The sequence below is a fragment of the Caballeronia sp. LZ062 genome (assembly GCF_031450785.1).
Lineage (GTDB): Bacteria > Pseudomonadota > Gammaproteobacteria > Burkholderiales > Burkholderiaceae > Caballeronia.
The window spans coordinates 685,990-701,189 of record NZ_JARTWB010000003.1 but is presented as its reverse complement, the minus strand read 5'-3'; the positions used below and the strand labels follow the sequence as shown (position 1 = coordinate 701,189).

The 15,200-nt window shown below is 64.5% G+C and carries 13 protein-coding genes and 1 pseudogene; 8 read left to right on the top strand and 6 right to left on the bottom strand.

The window, feature by feature from the left end; all coding sequences use genetic code 11:
• Positions 1-31: 31 nt before the first annotated feature.
• Positions 32-871 carry a siderophore-interacting protein gene (locus P9239_RS23240; RefSeq protein WP_309755443.1) on the bottom strand — a complete coding sequence of 280 codons (840 nt, stop codon included), beginning with the start codon at positions 869-871 and terminating at the stop codon, positions 32-34.
• A gap of 12 nt (positions 872-883) precedes the next feature.
• The gene (locus tag P9239_RS23235) at positions 884-1,630 is read right to left on the bottom strand and encodes a PadR family transcriptional regulator (RefSeq protein ID WP_309755439.1); all 747 of its coding nucleotides are present in this window, start codon (positions 1,628-1,630) and stop codon (positions 884-886) included.
• A 139-nt stretch (positions 1,631-1,769) separates the two neighbouring features.
• Between P9239_RS23235 and P9239_RS23230 the strand changes: the two genes are divergently transcribed.
• The gene (locus tag P9239_RS23230; protein WP_309755436.1) at positions 1,770-2,351 is read left to right on the top strand and encodes a flavin reductase family protein; all 582 of its coding nucleotides are present in this window, start codon (positions 1,770-1,772) and stop codon (positions 2,349-2,351) included.
• A gap of 57 nt (positions 2,352-2,408) precedes the next feature.
• Here the strand turns inward: P9239_RS23230 and P9239_RS23225 are convergent, their stop codons facing one another.
• Positions 2,409-3,296 (bottom strand): SDR family oxidoreductase, encoded by an 888-nt coding sequence (locus tag P9239_RS23225; protein ID WP_309755433.1) that lies wholly within the window; start codon positions 3,294-3,296, stop codon positions 2,409-2,411.
• Positions 3,297-3,390: 94 nt separating this feature from the next.
• On the opposite strand from P9239_RS23225, the gene P9239_RS23220 reads away from it, so the two are divergent.
• The 6 genes from P9239_RS23220 to P9239_RS23195 all read left to right on the top strand — a co-directional run bounded on the left by P9239_RS23220 (position 3,391) and on the right by P9239_RS23195 (position 10,469).
• The gene (locus P9239_RS23220; RefSeq protein ID WP_309755431.1) at positions 3,391-4,218 is read left to right on the top strand and encodes a helix-turn-helix transcriptional regulator; all 828 of its coding nucleotides are present in this window, start codon (positions 3,391-3,393) and stop codon (positions 4,216-4,218) included.
• A 135-nt stretch (positions 4,219-4,353) separates the two neighbouring features.
• On the top strand, positions 4,354-4,914 hold the full coding sequence (locus P9239_RS23215) for a hypothetical protein (protein ID WP_309755429.1): 561 nt from the start codon (positions 4,354-4,356) through the stop codon (positions 4,912-4,914).
• A gap of 42 nt (positions 4,915-4,956) precedes the next feature.
• Entirely contained in the window at positions 4,957-5,463 is a 507-nt protein-coding gene (locus tag P9239_RS23210; protein ID WP_309755426.1) for an MOSC domain-containing protein, read from the top strand.
• Between the two features lie 140 nt (positions 5,464-5,603).
• Positions 5,604-7,172: a methyl-accepting chemotaxis protein gene (locus P9239_RS23205; protein WP_309755423.1), complete on the top strand. Its 1,569-nt coding sequence runs from the start codon at positions 5,604-5,606 to the stop codon at positions 7,170-7,172.
• 347 nt (positions 7,173-7,519) lie between these two features.
• Positions 7,520-8,356 carry an alpha/beta hydrolase gene (locus P9239_RS23200; protein WP_309755420.1) on the top strand — a complete coding sequence of 279 codons (837 nt, stop codon included), beginning with the start codon at positions 7,520-7,522 and terminating at the stop codon, positions 8,354-8,356.
• Positions 8,357-8,762: 406 nt separating this feature from the next.
• Complete coding sequence (locus P9239_RS23195) at positions 8,763-10,469, top strand: AMP-binding protein (RefSeq protein ID WP_309755415.1); 1,707 nt, start codon at positions 8,763-8,765, stop codon at positions 10,467-10,469.
• Positions 10,470-10,626: 157 nt separating this feature from the next.
• Here the strand turns inward: P9239_RS23195 and P9239_RS23190 are convergent.
• Both P9239_RS23190 and P9239_RS23185 read right to left on the bottom strand, forming a co-directional pair.
• A pseudogene (locus P9239_RS23190) lies at positions 10,627-10,802 on the bottom strand (SUMF1/EgtB/PvdO family nonheme iron enzyme); the annotation flags it as partial.
• Positions 10,803-10,937: 135 nt separating this feature from the next.
• A complete protein-coding gene (locus tag P9239_RS23185) occupies positions 10,938-12,740 on the bottom strand; it encodes an acyl-CoA dehydrogenase (RefSeq protein WP_309755412.1) in 1,803 nt (600 codons plus the stop codon).
• Between the two features lie 467 nt (positions 12,741-13,207).
• On the opposite strand from P9239_RS23185, the gene P9239_RS23180 reads away from it, so the two are divergent.
• Positions 13,208-13,567 carry a BON domain-containing protein gene (locus tag P9239_RS23180; protein WP_309755409.1) on the top strand — a complete coding sequence of 120 codons (360 nt, stop codon included), beginning with the start codon at positions 13,208-13,210 and terminating at the stop codon, positions 13,565-13,567.
• Between the two features lie 90 nt (positions 13,568-13,657).
• Here P9239_RS23180 and P9239_RS23175 read toward each other — a convergent pair whose 3' ends face one another.
• Complete coding sequence (locus tag P9239_RS23175; RefSeq protein ID WP_309755405.1) at positions 13,658-15,103, bottom strand: tyrosinase family protein; 1,446 nt, start codon at positions 15,101-15,103, stop codon at positions 13,658-13,660.
• Between the last annotated feature and the right edge of the window lie 97 nt (positions 15,104-15,200).

The window sequence follows — 15,200 nt, the reverse complement described above, 5'->3', positions numbered from 1 at the left end:
TTTAATTTATCGCGCGTCTCTCGTTGCTTACTCAGTCCTCGATCGTTCCGTGCACGCCTTGCTCGCCGCGCTTCCAATAAGCCGACGCGCGAATGCGCCGCTTGTCGATGCCACGCTCGTTGCATAACAACTGACGCACTGCGCGCATCAGTGCCGCTTCGCCTGCCGCCCACACGTAGCCGTCGCCGTCGGGGAGAAAGGTTCCGCGCAGCGCGAGCAACAGATCGCCGCCCGGATATGCGGACTGACTCCGGTAGCACCACTGCGCATAGAGATCGGCGCGGGTATTGAATTCCATGCGTGCCGACGGATCCGCGACTTCGAGCAGCGTCGCCACGCGCGTGCCGGGCGGCAGTTCCTCCAGACGGCGCGCTATGGCGGGCAGGGCGGTTTCATCGCCTATCAGCAAGTGCCAGTCGAAATGCGACGGAATGACGAACGAGCCACGCGGCCCGCCGATGCCGAGAAACTGACCCGGCACGGCCTTCGCAGCCCATGCCGTCGCGGGGCCCGCGTCATGCAGCGCGAATTCAATATCCAATTCGCAGGCCGTTCGGTCGAAACGCCGGGGTGTGAAGTCGCGGGCGATGGGCCGCGGCTTGTCCGGATCGAACACGGGACCATCGGGACCGGCTTGCGGTATCACCGGCATGCTTTCGCCGGGCTGCGGAAAGAAGACCTTGACGTGGTCATCGAACGAGGCGCTTTCGAAGTCCGAAAGCGCGTCGCCGGTCAGTGTGATGCATACAAAATGCGGGTTGAGCGGCCGAACGCGCTTGACCTGCAGCAGGCGGAACTTCAGCGGATGGCGCACGCGCGTCACTTCGAGATCGGTGCGTGTTGGTTGCTCGTTGACGAGAGAATCACTCATCCTGTCACTCCTTCATGCCTGCTTCGGCGCGTTGTCCTGTTCGATTTCCGCTGTGGCGCGCGCAAGAATCGCGGCGATGCGGCGCTGCTCTTCCGGCGAGACATCGGTCCGCAGCAGCAATGCCCGCTTCAATGCGCGCCGGGCAGCGACCAGTTCGGGCACCCAGCCGTCGTCGCTCGACGTGTCGTCCGCTTCTTCACCCGCATACGCTCGGCGAACGAGATCCATCTTGCGTGCAAAATGCAAAAGCTTGGCGAGCATCAGATCGACGCGTTCGCGATTGGCGGCGAGATAGTCGCGGCCGGCATCCGACAGCGCGTACCGCTTCCGGTTGCCTTCCATCTCGACCGTCGCGTAGCCGATTTCTTCGAGGTAAGTCAGCGCGGGATACACCATGCCGGGACTCGGCGCGTAGAAGCCGTTGGAACGGTCCGCCAGCGCCTTGATGAGTTCGTAACCGTGGCGCGGCGCCTCGGCCAGCAGCGCCACCAGCAGCAGTTGAAGATCTTCTGACGAAAACTTACGACCGCGCGGCAAGCCGCCCATGTCGTCGGGGCCGCCGCCGAAGCCGCCCATTCCGCCGGGACCGCCCGCACCGAATCCGCCGCCGAAGCGCCCGCCGCCGCCGTGCCGATGGCGGCCGATCATGGCCCAGCCGCGCCATGCAAGCTGGTCAAGCCGGTCCAGCGTGTCGAAAGGGAAGTCCGAACCGAAGCCGCGCGAACCGTCGCGCTTACCGTGAAAGCAACGTGACCTCATGACATCACTCCGTTATGTCGTAAAACATATCTAAAGATATATATCGTAAGAGTGTCTGTCAAGGTCTCCGCATTGCATTCTGCGGATTGCATTCTGCCGTTTGCATACAATCGCCGGACTTATTGATACCGGATCCGTCATGACCCATTTCTTGCCTGTCGCACTCGGCCACGCGAGCCGACTCATCAATCATGGTCCGACCGTGCTCGTGACAAGCGCGCACGGCGAACGCCGCAACGTCATGGCCGCGGCCTGGTCGATGCCTGTCGAATTCACCCCGCCGCGTATCGCCGTGGTTATCGACAAGAACACGTTCACACGCGAATTGATTGCCGCGAGCGGCAACTTCGGGATCTGCGTGCCCGGTGCGAACCTGATCGACCTTGCGTATGCGGTTGGCAGCACGAGCGGGCGCCACATCGACAAGTTCGATGCATACAGAATTCAAACCGTGAAGGGCCCGGTGCTTGGCGTGCCGCTCATCGAAGAGGGCTGCTCGGCGTGGCTCGAATGCCGGCTCATCAGCGAGCCGCACACGGAAGCGGCCTACGACACGTGCTTCGCCGAAGTCGTCGCGGCGGCGGCCGATGCGCGTGTCTTCGCAAATGGGCACTGGAACATGGATGAAACGAATGGCATCTTGCATACCATTCATCACCTCGGCGCGGGAAAGTTCGTGCGCGCTTCCGGGATGCGGCAGGCGAAGCCGTTGAAGGAATAATCGCCGTGTGAGGCGCGCCGTCTCTAACGGCGCGCTTTTCGTACTAGCCGCTAGCCGCTAGACGTATCGCCGCTCCGCAAGATCGGCCAGGAGCGTCGGCCCCGTCGGCTGCCAGCCCAGCCGCTGCTGCGTGAGCGCACTCGAGGCCGGCATATCGAGTTGCACGAACATGGCCATCCATCCGAAATGCGATGCGGCTTCGTCCGGCGCCACGGACGCGAGCGGCAAGCCGAGTCCCTCGCTGAGCGCACGGGCGATCTCGCGGCTGCTGACGCCTTCCTCGCCCACGGCGTGATAGCGTGCGCCACGCTCCCCGGCCTCGACGGCAAGCCGATACAGCCGCACGACATCGGACAGATGCCCGGCGGGCCAGCGGTTGAGTCCGTCGCCGACATAAGCGACCACGCCTTTCTCGCGCGCCATCTCGATGAGCGGCGAGATCAGCCCCTGCCGGAACGGGTCGTGAACCTGCGGCAGCCGCACTACCGAAACGTTGACGCCCGCGTCTAGCAGCGCATTGCCGGCGATTTCCGATGCCACGCGCGGGTTCGGGTGGCTCGCGTTGAACACGTCTTCCGTGGCCGGCTCGCCGTGCGCACGGCTGCCCACGCCGGTGCCCGACGTGATGACCAGCGGCCGGTCCGATCCGGCAAGCGCCGAGCCGAGCGCGGCAATAGCGCGCTTGTCCTTCTCGCAGTTCTCGACGAACCGCGAGAAGTCGTGATCGAACGCAGTGTGAATCACGGCATCGGCGTGAAGCGCGCCGCGCCGCAGGATGTCGACGTCTTCGAGCGTCCCGCGATGAACCTCAGCGCCGGCATCGGCGAGCTCTTGCGCGCCCGCGTCGGAACGCGTCATGCCAAGCACGTCGTGCCCCGCGCGGATGAGTTCGGGCACGAGCGCGGAACCGATGAAGCCGGTCGCGCCCGTCAGAAAGATACGCATGGTGAGTCTCCCGGATAAGGGCTTCACTATCCCGCCGATTTTTATCCCGTTAAAGTAGTGAGCTCATCATGGTAAAGCGGCTAACAGGGTCATCATGTCAGACGATGCGGCCAGATCGCTGGGAGACTTCTTGCGCAGCCGTCGGACGCGCCTCGATCCGGCGAGCTTCGGATTCACCGGACGCAGGCGCACGCCCGGGCTGCGCCGCGAAGAAGTCGCGCAGCGGGCGCATATCAGCCCGACGTGGTACACGTGGCTGGAACAAGGACGCGGCGGCGCGCCCTCGGCGCAGGTGCTCGACCGCATCTCGGCCGCGCTGCTGCTGACCGACGTCGAACACGAGCACCTGTTCATGCTGGGCCTCGGCCGGCCGCCCGAAGTCCGCTACAAGGCGGAAGAAGGCGTCAATCCGCGTCTGCAACGGCTCCTCGACTCGCTCGACGCCAGTCCGGCCATCGTCAAGACAGCGACGTGGGATGTCGTCGCGTGGAACCGGGCGGCGGCCGTCGTGCTCACCGACTACGGCACGCTGCCCGCCGGCGAGCGCAATATCCTTCACTTTCTGTTCCGCAATCCGGCCGTCCGGGCGAAGCAGCACGACTGGGAAAGCGTGGCGCGCTTCGTCGTCGGCGCGTTCAGGGCGGATGTGGCTCGCGCGGGTCTCTTGTCGGATGCGGGCAAGCTCGTCGACGAACTGCGCGCCGCGAGCGCCGAGTTCGACGCGTTTTGGCGTGATCACGAGGTGCTCAGTCATGCCGATGCCGCGACCGTCAAGCGTCTGCTGCATCCGAAGCTCGGCCCTATCGAACTGGAATACTCGGCGTTTGCCGTCGATGGACGGCCTGATCTCGGACTGATCGTCTATACCGCGCTCGATGCGCAAGTCGCGGCGCGCATTCGCGAACTCGCCGCGCCACGCTGATGGCGCAAGAGACTGGACACGCCGCTGACGCGCGCAAGCCGCCCAATACCGCGAACACCGCATCGCCATGCCCCGCGGATGGGCACGTGCCGTGCTCAGCCGCATCCAGCCTTCATCACGAAAAAGCGAAACCGCATGAAAATCGTCTGTGTAGCATGGGGATCGTTGCTGTGGAATCTCAAAGGGTTTCCAATCGACGGCGAATGGCGCGAGGGCGGCCCGCTCATTCCGCTGGAGTTCGCGCGTCACTCGGACGGCGAAATCGTGAGCCTCGTGGTGCTCGAACGAGGGCCCTTGCAGCCGACGTTCTGGGCGCCGGTCGCGCTCGATTCGCTCGACGCCGCGCGCGAAGCGTTGCGCGCGCGCGAGGATGTGCGCGTGAACGTCGCGGAATGGATCGGCAGCATTCCGGCGCCGGCCGGCATCACGTATGCCCAATCGCACGCGCTGGCAACATGGCTCGAACGCAACGGCGCGGACGCGGTCATCTGGACGGCGCTGCCGCCGAAATCGCGCGAGACCAACGGCCGCATGCCGAGCGTCGATGAAGCGGTGACCTATCTGCAATCGCTCGGCGAGGACGAATGCCGCCGCGCCGAGGCGTATGTCCGGCAATCGCCCGCGGGCATCCGCACGCCGTTTCGCGAGCGTTTCGAAGCGGTTTTCGGATGGACGCCGACTCCCGCCGATGGCTGAAAGGCGTCCACGCTCCCAGCACTCCACGATCGTTGCCGAACGATGCCGCTCAATCCCGAATCGCCGTTGACCCGACTGATGCTCGCGCCCGTCCGTCCGGGCCGCGTCGTGTGGATCGGCGTGCGCAGTGCGCGACGTGAGCCGCTCGTGGAAGTGCGCTCGGTGCTGGCATCGGCCGAAGCGGGGCTCGAAGGCGATCACTACAGCCGCAAAGGCGGCAACCGACAGGTCACGCTCATCGAAGCCGAGAGTCTGCGCGCCATTGCAGGTTTTCTTGGACGCGAACGCGTTTCGCCGTTCGATCTGCGTCGCAATATCGTCACCGAAGGCATCAACCTGCATGCGTTGAAGGATCGCCGCTTTCGCATCGGCGGCGCTGTACTGCACATCACCGGCGAATGTCATCCGTGCTCGCGGATGGAAGAGACCTTCGGCGTCGGCAGATACAACGCGGTACGCGGTTTCGGCGGCATGACCGCGCGCGTCGTCGAAGCGGGGATTATCGAGACGGGGAGTTCGGTCGAGCCGCTCCTTTCGCCGCAAACCTGACGCAAACGACGCGCGCCGCGACACCAGCGGCGTGACCGAATGTAATGGAGGGCGAGGCTCGTGGTGGTTTAGTTCCCGTGTCAATTGCCGATAACACCAATACGCGTGCAAAGCGCCTAACTCCGTTATCGACTCCCGCCATGAAACTCAGCCTCAAGATTCCTCTCGCTTTCGCCATCGCGCTCGTGCTGATGTTCGCCGGCGCGCTCTACGGCATCTTCGCCCTCAACCGCTCCATCGACACTTATCGCACGGCGGTAGCCGCCAACGTCGCGAATGAGCGGATGGTGTCCGAGACGCTCGCCACCTTCAAGCTGCAAGTTCAGGAGTGGAAGGACACGCTTCTGCGCGGCAAGGACCCGGCGAAGCTCGACAAATACTGGACCGCGTTCCAGACGCGCGAAAGCGCGGTCAACCAGCTCGCCGACCAGCTGATTACGCGGCTCCCGCCCGGCGAAAGCCGCACACTCGTCGAGCGTTTCTCCTCGGCGCATCACGCGATGGGCGAGGGGTATCGCCGTGGCTTCGAGGCGTTCAAGGCCGCGGGCTTCGAATCTTCGGCGGGCGATGCGGCCGTGGCCGGCGTCGATCGCGAACCGGCCGCGCTGCTCGAAGAAGCCGCGAAGAAGATCGCGGCCGACAGCGCCGATGTCTCTGCGCAGGCCGACCGCGCGGCGCACAAGGCTTCGGAGACGAGCATCGGCTTGATGCTGGTCGTGCTGACGCTCGCGCTCGCTGGCGGCTTCCTCTTTAGCCGGACCGTGTCGCGCCCGCTTGCACGCGCGCTCGGATGTGCGCAGGCGGTCGCTGACGGCGACCTGTCGCTCGACTTCGATGCGCACGGCAAGGACGAAATCGCCGAACTGCTCGGCGCGCTCAAGCACATGCAGACGAGCCTCGCGAATGTCGTAAGCAAGGTGCGCCGCAATGCCGAAGGCGTCGCGACGGCGAGCGCCGAAATCGCATCGGGCAATCTCGATTTGTCTTCGCGCACGGAAGAGCAGGCCGCCTCGCTGCAACAGACGGCGGCCAGCATGGAGGAACTCACGGCGACCGTCGGCCAGAACGCGAATCACGCGGTCGCGGCGTCCTCGCTTGCCGAGGATGCATGGCAGACCGCCACGCGCGGCGGCGACATGATGAAGCAGGTCATCGCGACGATGAACGGTATCGCGGAAAGCTCGGGCAAGGTGAGCGAGATCATCGCGGTCATCGATGCGATCGCGTTCCAGACCAACATTCTCGCGCTCAACGCGGCGGTGGAAGCGGCGCGTGCCGGCGAGGAAGGGCGCGGCTTCGCGGTCGTCGCGTCCGAAGTGCGCTCGCTCGCGCAGCGCAGCGCGTCGGCGGCGAAGGAGATCAAGGCGCTGATCGAACAGTCGGCAGGGCGCATCGACACCGGCTCTACACTGGTGCATGACACGGGCAGCATCATCGCAGGCATCGTCGATTCGGTGCAGCGCGTGACCGGCGTGGTGAGCGAGATCTCGGCGGCGTCTGAAGAGCAGCGCACAGGCATCGAACAGGTCAACGTGGCCGTCACGCAAATGGACGAAGTCACGCAGCAGAATGCCGCGCTCGTCGAACAGGCGTCGGCTGCGGCGCATGCGCTCGCCGAGCAGGCGAGTTCCCTGCGCGACGCGGTCGCGGTCTTCAAGCTGCGCGGCGATCCCGCCTCGGCATTTCACGCAGCGCCGATGCCCGCCTGATCTCTGCTTCGCGAGCACGGCTATCGTCACGCCGTCGTCACATGTCGCTGCCTTTTGTCAGCAGCAGTGAACGATGGCGATGGCGATGGCAGTGACGCGGTGGTGAGTCGCATCGTCCCCAACTCTGGTACCGGTACGCGTTCGTTGCAATGACCCTCGCACCGGTGCAACAATGCATTGCATACGCCGCTCTTCCGTCACGATGCCGGCGCCCGTAATCTCCCCCCATCGCTTCGCGCACTTGGCCGTAAAAACCGCCACTCACGGTGGCGGTTGTCACACTCGCGCCGGAAGATGATCGCCGGCTAATGTTCCAACGCTCCATCACGTCGAAGAGGAAAATCACCATGCCTTACGTCACAACGAAAGACAACGTCGAAATCTTCTACAAGGACTGGGGTCCGAAGGATGCGCAGCCGATCGTCTTCCATCACGGCTGGCCGTTGTCTTCCGACGACTGGGACGCGCAAATGCTCTTCTTCGTGCAGAAGGGCTTTCGCGTGATCGCGCATGACCGGCGCGGCCACGGTCGCTCGACGCAAGTCTCGGACGGGCACGACATGGATCACTACGCGGCGGACGCGTTCGCCGTGGTCGAGGCGCTCGATCTGCGCAACGCGGTGCATATCGGTCATTCGACCGGCGGCGGCGAAGTGGCGCGCTATGTCGCGAAGCACGGCGAACCGGCAGGGCGCGTGGCCAAGGCCGTGCTCGTGAGCGCCGTGCCGCCGCTCATGCTGAAGACCGAGGCGAATCCGGAAGGACTGTCGCTCGAAGTGTTCGACGGCTTTCGCAAGGCGCTCGCGGACAATCGCGCGCAGTTTTTCGTCGACGTTCCGGCGGGACCGTTCTACGGCTTCAATCGTTCGGGCGCGACCGTGCATCAGGGCGTGATCCAGAACTGGTGGCGTCAGGGCATGATGGGCAGCGCGAAGGCCCATTACGACGGCATCAAAGCCTTCTCGGAGACTGACCAGACGGAAGACCTGCGCGCCATCTCGGTACCGACGCTCGTGCTGCACGGCGAGGACGACCAGATCGTGCCGATTGCCGACGCAGCGCTCAAGTCCATCAAGCTGCTGCAGAACGGCACGCTGAAGACTTATCCCGGCTTCTCGCATGGCATGTTGACCGTCAACGCGGACGTCCTCAACGCTGATCTTCTGGCGTTCATCCAGTCGTAAGCGACAGATGCCGGACCCGCGTGAGCGGGTCCGGTCGCACAGGCTGCGATCGCCGGCTGTCGATCGCAAGCATCGCTAAGCATTCTTCGCGCTCTTTTAGTTGAACGCGAGCCTCCTCGAAATAAAATCAGGCCGAACGCGGGTTGACAGACTCGCGGCCGTCAGCCCGGCTCCGGCTCCGGCTCCCGCTCCATTCGATTCCCGATGCCATGTCACCCCCCTATTTAAGGGTGGGCGACGGACGGCAGTATCGGCGTATCGTTGTGTCAGCCCGCGCCCAGCGGCGGCACATCGCAAAGGGCAGCCGCCGTTGGAAGGCGGGCGTCGGCGTCCGGCCGGACCGGTCCGCATGACGGAGTCCTCGGCCGGGACGCGGCGACACCGGCGAAAAATAATGGAGACATTCATGAGCGGCACGAATTCCGGGACCGTGGTTCATCGCTTTTTGCACTGGGAGCGTGCGCAACCCGATGCGGTCTATCTGACCGAACCGACGCCGGACGGCCGCGTCGTGGACTACACGTGGAAGGAAGTCGGCGACGAGGCGCGGCGCATGGCCGGCTGGCTGCGCGCGTTACAGTTGCCGCCGGGCAGCGCCGTATCCATCGTCGGGAAGAACAGCGCGCACTGGGTCATCGCGGACCTCGCCATCTGGCTCGCCGGGCACGTGTCGGTGCCGCTTTATCCGACCATCAGCGCCGACACCGCGAAGTATGTGTTCGAGCATTGCAGCGTGCGCGTGGTGTTCATCGGCAAGCTCGACGGCAAGACCGACGCGTGGAACGAGATTGGCAACGTCGTGCCTTCGAACGCGCGGCTCGTCAGGCTGCCCATGTCGCCGTACACGCCTGAAGCGTCCATGTGGAGCGATATCGTCGCCGACACCGCGCCGCTCGACGACGTGCATCTGCCATCGCCCGACGAGCTCGCGACGATTATCTACACGTCCGGCAGCACGGGTCGTCCGAAGGGCGTGATGCACAGCTTCGGCACGATCTTCGCCTACGCGGCGCGCTCGGGCGAATTCTGCGATTTCACGCCGGCGGACCGCGTGCTGTCGTACCTGCCACTCGCGCACACGGCTGAGCGTTCGTTCGTCGAGGCGAATTCGCTGTGCCACGGCTTTCATGTTTTCTTCAACGACAGCCTCGCCACCTTCGCGCAGGACCTGCTGCGGGCGCGGCCCACGGTCTTCATCTCCATGCCGCGCCTGTGGACCAAGTTCTATCAGGGCATCTGCGCGAAGCTGCCGCAGGAGCAGCAGTCCTTGCTCGAAACGGACGCGCCCGCAGCCGGCGCGCTCAAGCGCCAAATCCTGACGATGCTCGGCCTCGACGCGACGCGGCTCGCGTTCACCGGCTCGGCACCGCTGCCGGAACACATCATGAACTGGTATCGCGCGCTCGGGCTCGAACTGCTGGATGTGTACGGAATGACCGAGAACTTCTCGTATTCGCACTACAGCCGGCCGGGCCTCGTGCGCATCGGCTATTCAGGACAGGCGATGCCGGGCGTCGAATGCAGAATCGCGGAGAACGGCGAGATTCTGCTCAAGTCACCCACGATGATGCTCGGCTACTATCGCCAGCCCGAGCTGACCGCGGACAGCACCACCGAAGACGGATTTTTCAAGACCGGCGATCGCGGCGAACTCGACGAAATCGGCCGCCTGAAGATCACGGGTCGCGTGAAAGAGATCTTCAAGACGAGCAAGGGCAAATATGTCGCCCCGGCGCCGATTGAAAACAGACTGAGCCATCCGAAGGTGGAGGCGGTCTGCGTGACGGGACCGGCGTTCGTGCAGCCGTTCGCGCTGATGATGCTGTCGGCGGCAGCCAAAAGCGACCTCGACGACGCCGTGACGCGCGAAGCGTTGCGCGCCGAATTGCACGCGCTGCTCGACGACGTGAACGCCACGCTCGAAACGCACGAGAGGCTCGGGTTCATCGTGGTGGTCAAGGATTCATGGCGCATCGACAGCGGCTTTCTGACACCGACGATGAAGATCCGGCGCGGGAGTATCGAAGAGCGTTACCTGACGGCGGCGCGCGCCTGGGCGGAACTCGGGAAGTCGGTCATCATCGAGGATGAAGTCTTGCAGGCGCAGCACTGAATCTGCCCCGACTCGCCGCGCGCCGGTCGAGGCGCGCGGCGTCGCGGCCTGGTAAGAGACGTACTCACCGACGCGGCCGGTGGCGGTATCAAGCGCGCGCAGCACCGTTGCGGCAGGCGCGCATGAATCGCATGTCGCCGGGTCCCGAGCGGGGCCATCAGCGGCTGGCCGCCTCTTCGCGCTTCCACGCGGCGTGATCCATCGCCAGACGAAACCCTAGATGCAACATGCCGTTCATCGGATCGGTGCCGCGCCGCGCACTCACACGGTAGCTCTGGCAATACGTCCGCTGCACAGGAACGAGCCGCCGCGCGTCACGCGTTCGGGCGCGTAGGCCGTGGGGCGTCGTATCGCGCCAGCTAACCCGGCCCCCTCGAAACGAGGGGCGGCGCGAATGGTCGTGAGGGAGCAGCGACAACGAAGCGCACCATCGAGCAACCGCCTGCGCTAGAAAAGGCCGCCGCGCTCTTAGAACTGTTCGTCGCGCAGCGCAAGCACACCGTCGTTGCCGCGGGCGCTGAGAATCGCGACTTCGAGACTCAGCGCGCGCGGCAAAATATGCGTCGCGTAGAAGTGCGCGGTCGCCGCTTTCGCGCCGTAAAACAGCGGATCGCGCGGTTCGAGCGCGTGCGCCGCCATCAGCGCGCGTGCCATTTGCCAGCCGCACAGCACGACTCCGGAAAGCTGCAGATAAGGCACGCTTCCCGCGAACGCCGCGTTCGGGTCGGACTTCGCATGCATCAACATGAAAGCGATTACGCGCGCGAGCGCGGCGCGGCCCGCATCGAGATGACAGTGCATCGCCGCGAACGCCGGGCGCGTCGTGAATGCGGGATGCGCGCGCAGTTGCGCGAGCGTTTCGTCGATGCGCGCGAGCATGTGCGTCGCTACTGCGCCGCCGTCGCGCAGCGTCTTGCGGCCGAGCAGGTCATTGGCCTGAATCGCCGTGGTGCCTTCGTAGATCGGCAGGATGCGCGCGTCGCGGTAGTACTGCGCCGCGCCGGTTTCCTCGATGAAACCCATGCCGCCGTGCACCTGAATGCCGATGCTCGTCACTTCCACCGACAGTTCCGTGCTCCAGCCCTTGACGATGGGCACGAGATACTCATGGATCGCGCGATGCTCCATGCGCACGGCGTCGTCGGGATGATGTTGCGCGAGGTCGTGATGCGACGCCGTCGCGTAGGCGAGGGCGCGCGCGCCTTCCGTGAGCGCGCGCATGGTGGCGAGCATACGCTTCACGTCGGGGTGGCGGATGATCGGCACCGCGCCGGCCGACGAACCGTCCACCGGGCGGCTCTGCGCGCGTTCCTTCGCGTACGCCGCAGCCTTCTGGTACGCGCGATCCGCCACGCCGATCCCCTGCAGGCCGACAGCAAAGCGCGCAGCGTTCATCATCACGAACATGTACTCGAGGCCGCGATTCTTCTCGCCGATCAGGAAGCCCGTCGCGCCGCCGCCATCGCCGAATTGCAGCACGGCGGTGGGGCTCGCCCGGATGCCCAGCTTGTGTTCGATGGACACGCATTGCACGTCGTTGCGCGCGCCGAGCGAGCCGTCCGCATTCGACAGAAACTTCGGCACAAGAAAAAGCGAGATGCCCTTGATGCCTTCAGGCGCTTCCGGCGTGCGCGCGAGTACGAGGTGGACGATATTCGACGCCATGTCGTGTTCGCCCCACGTAATGAAGATTTTCGTGCCGAAGACGCGGTACGCGCCGCCTTCGGCTGGCTCCGCGCGGGCGCGCAGCATCGCGAGATCGGAGCCCGCTTGCGGCTCGGTCAGGTTCATGGTGCCGGTCCACTCGCCGCTGATGAGCTTCGGCAGATAGTGCGCCTTTTGCTCAGCAGAGCCGGCGAGCAGCAATGCTTCGATGGCGCCGTCGGTGAGCGAGGGGCACGTGCCGAACGACAGATTCGCCGCCATGAGCATTTCGAGGCACGGCGCGGCGAGCAGCTTCGGCAGACCCTGGCCGCCGAATTCAGTCGGATGCATGAGACCTTGCCAGCCGCCTTCCACGAACTGCGCGAAGGCCTTGCCGAAGCCCGGCGACGCGCTCACCGCGCCGTCGCGCCAGACGGGAGGCTGACGGTCGCCTGCGGCGTTCAGCGGCGCAAGCACTTCGCCGCACAGCCTCGCGCCCTCTTCGAGAATGGCCTGCGCGGTTTCGCGCGTGGCGTCGGCGCACCCCGGCAAAGCGGCGATCGCGTCGAGTGCAGCCAATTCGGTCATCACAAACATCATGTCGCGAATGGGCGAGGTGTAGCTCATGGGTCTTCCTGAGTGGTCTGAGTGCATGACGGCGCGGGCATCACGATGCGCCGCTATCGAGACGGACGACGCTTTCGAAGCCGTGCGGGTTTCGACTGGCATGGTGACCCATGCGCGCCACGCTGCCGCCCCTCGAAACGAGGGGCGAGCGCATCGGCATGTCTCGCTGCGGCATGCGATGCATTCGCCACCTTCCGGCGCGAGCATTCGCACTCGACGCACGTTTCCGCGGAACTCAAGCGTCGCTATAGCTTGCCGCGCGATTAAGAGAAAAGGCAGCGATCATGCCGCCGCGCCCCCTATTCACGAGGGGGTGCAGGCACCGGGCGTTGGCTTATGCTTCGTGCGCAAGGATCGCAAGCAACGGCGACATCGGCTCGCAGCGCGTTTCGAACTACGAAGAATGCGCTTGGAACAGCGAGCCGGGTCGGCATTCGAGTCGCTACACGCGGCATTCAGGGGAAAACATGTCGAACCGATTGAAGCTGTACGTTCTGGTCTCAGCGTTGTGCGGCTCGGTGGCCGTGGCGCATGCGCAAGCCACGAGCGACGTTGCGGCCTCCGCAGACGCCGCCTCCGCGCCGCATCAGCAAGACAAGTCCGCTGACCGCGCGCTGCGCAAAGCGGTCATCCGCTCGCTCAGTCGGACGAAGGGGCTCAATACCGCGCGCATTACGGTGCGAGTCAAGAACGGCGTCGTGATGCTGCAGGGTTCCGTTCCGGATCAGTCGGAGGTGGACCTCGCCACCCGCGCGGCGTCGAACACGGCCGGTGTCACGTCGGTCAGGAACAGCCTCACGATTCAGGGGCCGATGGGCAGCGAGTAAGCGAGCGCAGCCGTCTCTACGTGAAGGGAAGCGGGCAAAAGAAAGCCCATCGCGGCGCGACGGGCTTCTTGCGTCCAGTTGCGAGCCGGCTCAGTCCGGAGTCGTCGCAAGCTCGATGCGCAGTTCGCTCACGGACATCACCACGCCCGTCGGCGAGTTGTCGCCGTTCACGCGCACGAGCGACACGACGACCTGCTTCAGCTCGGCGGGCGTGAGACCCTGCAGCGCATCGTTGGCGGGCAAGGTCAGTGTTCCGCCAGCGTGGTGCATGGCGGCTGACACTTCGAACGGCCCGATGGTTCCGACGAAGCGCGCCTGCGCGCTGGGGTCGGCGTCTCCGGAAGACGGCAAGTTCACGTACACGTTATAGAAATAGCCGCCTTGCTTTCCGAGCGATGTCACCGCCACCGTATCGAGCACGATCTTCGCGTACTTCGCCTGTCCAGGCGCTCCCTGCGCGTTCGGAGAGACGGTCGCGGCTGCCGGCGAGGCCGCCGTCGAGGTGACTGCGGTCTGCAAGGCCGTCGCATCCGACGCGGCCAGCGTGACCGCCGCGCTCACGGACTTCTCGCTGAGCTTGAGGTTGGCCACGCCGCCGAGCGAACGGCGACCGTTCGCAATCGCGCGCGGCGCGGTTACAGCGAAGTTGCCGATGGCCGGACGGCCGTGAATCGGCGAAAGCTGGGCTTGCACGCGGATGATTCTCCCCACTCGGGCGCTGGGCGGCATGGACGTCGGCAGCGCATTGCTCGCATAAGAATAGTTCAGTAGCGAAGGCTGATAGGTCTTGCTCTTGGCTATCGTGAGCCCTGACGCGTACGTGAACGAACCCGACCAGTACGAATCCGTGGGCGACGGATAGTTGGTCCGCGCGAGCCCCGCCCAGCCGTCGAACAGGCGGTCCACATTCGCGTGATGCAGGTAGAAGATGGGATCGGTCGGCGACTGCATGTCGGCCATCCATCCCCCGATAACGTCGTGCACCGGATTATGCGGCGCGGATTCGAACGACGCTTCATACGAGTTACTGGTGCCGCGCTGGAAATTGTTGATGGACGTCGAAAAGGGCGACATCGTGAGCGCGCTATACACGTTTGAATTGACGCGGCCGCTCACATAAAGCGGATTGCCCGTCGCGCTGTCGAGAAATTCGCTCGGAATCGTGGGATGCGCATAGTAGTCCCAATAAGGCAGACACAACGAGCTATCCCCGCTCACGGTGCGCAACTGCTGTTCGAAATAGTAGAGGTAGCCCCGATGCCAAGCAAAAAAGTAGGGCTTCATATGCGGGCAGTAATTCACATGGACATTCACCCAATACGTCCATGAAGTCGGCTTGGTGGCGTCGGTGACTGCCTTCATCAATTTGATGGCATTGAGAAACGACGCATATTGCGGCGTCGTTTTGAACGTTTGCCATTCGAGCCGGACGTGACCCGTCGTGGCCGTCATACCCGGAATTGGCAGTGACATCAACGCGGCGGCGGATGCAGAGCTTTTCAGGAATGTCCGGCGGTTATAGGGGGTTCTTGCCATCTTGATTCTCCTGCTGCGGAAACGAAAAATTGAGCGCGCTGACGCGTTCCGCCGTATGCATCGGCGAATGCACAGGCTGGCTTATGCGGCGGTAGGG

Bases quoted from the DNA above. Each gene is read 5' to 3' on its own strand.
- P9239_RS23240 (WP_309755443.1), bottom strand. From the start codon at position 871: ATGAGTGATTCTCTCGTCAACGAGCAACCAACACGCACCGATCTCGAA.
- P9239_RS23235 (WP_309755439.1), bottom strand. From the start codon at position 1,630: ATGAGGTCACGTTGCTTTCACGGTAAGCGCGACGGTTCGCGCGGCTTC.
- P9239_RS23230 (WP_309755436.1), top strand. From the start codon at position 1,770: ATGACCCATTTCTTGCCTGTCGCACTCGGCCACGCGAGCCGACTCATC.
- P9239_RS23225 (WP_309755433.1), bottom strand. From the start codon at position 3,296: ATGCGTATCTTTCTGACGGGCGCGACCGGCTTCATCGGTTCCGCGCTC.
- P9239_RS23220 (WP_309755431.1), top strand. From the start codon at position 3,391: ATGTCAGACGATGCGGCCAGATCGCTGGGAGACTTCTTGCGCAGCCGT.
- P9239_RS23215 (WP_309755429.1), top strand. From the start codon at position 4,354: ATGAAAATCGTCTGTGTAGCATGGGGATCGTTGCTGTGGAATCTCAAA.
- P9239_RS23210 (WP_309755426.1), top strand. From the start codon at position 4,957: ATGCCGCTCAATCCCGAATCGCCGTTGACCCGACTGATGCTCGCGCCC.
- P9239_RS23205 (WP_309755423.1), top strand. From the start codon at position 5,604: ATGAAACTCAGCCTCAAGATTCCTCTCGCTTTCGCCATCGCGCTCGTG.
- P9239_RS23200 (WP_309755420.1), top strand. From the start codon at position 7,520: ATGCCTTACGTCACAACGAAAGACAACGTCGAAATCTTCTACAAGGAC.
- P9239_RS23195 (WP_309755415.1), top strand. From the start codon at position 8,763: ATGAGCGGCACGAATTCCGGGACCGTGGTTCATCGCTTTTTGCACTGG.
- P9239_RS23185 (WP_309755412.1), bottom strand. From the start codon at position 12,740: ATGAGCTACACCTCGCCCATTCGCGACATGATGTTTGTGATGACCGAA.
- P9239_RS23180 (WP_309755409.1), top strand. From the start codon at position 13,208: ATGTCGAACCGATTGAAGCTGTACGTTCTGGTCTCAGCGTTGTGCGGC.
- P9239_RS23175 (WP_309755405.1), bottom strand. From the start codon at position 15,103: ATGGCAAGAACCCCCTATAACCGCCGGACATTCCTGAAAAGCTCTGCA.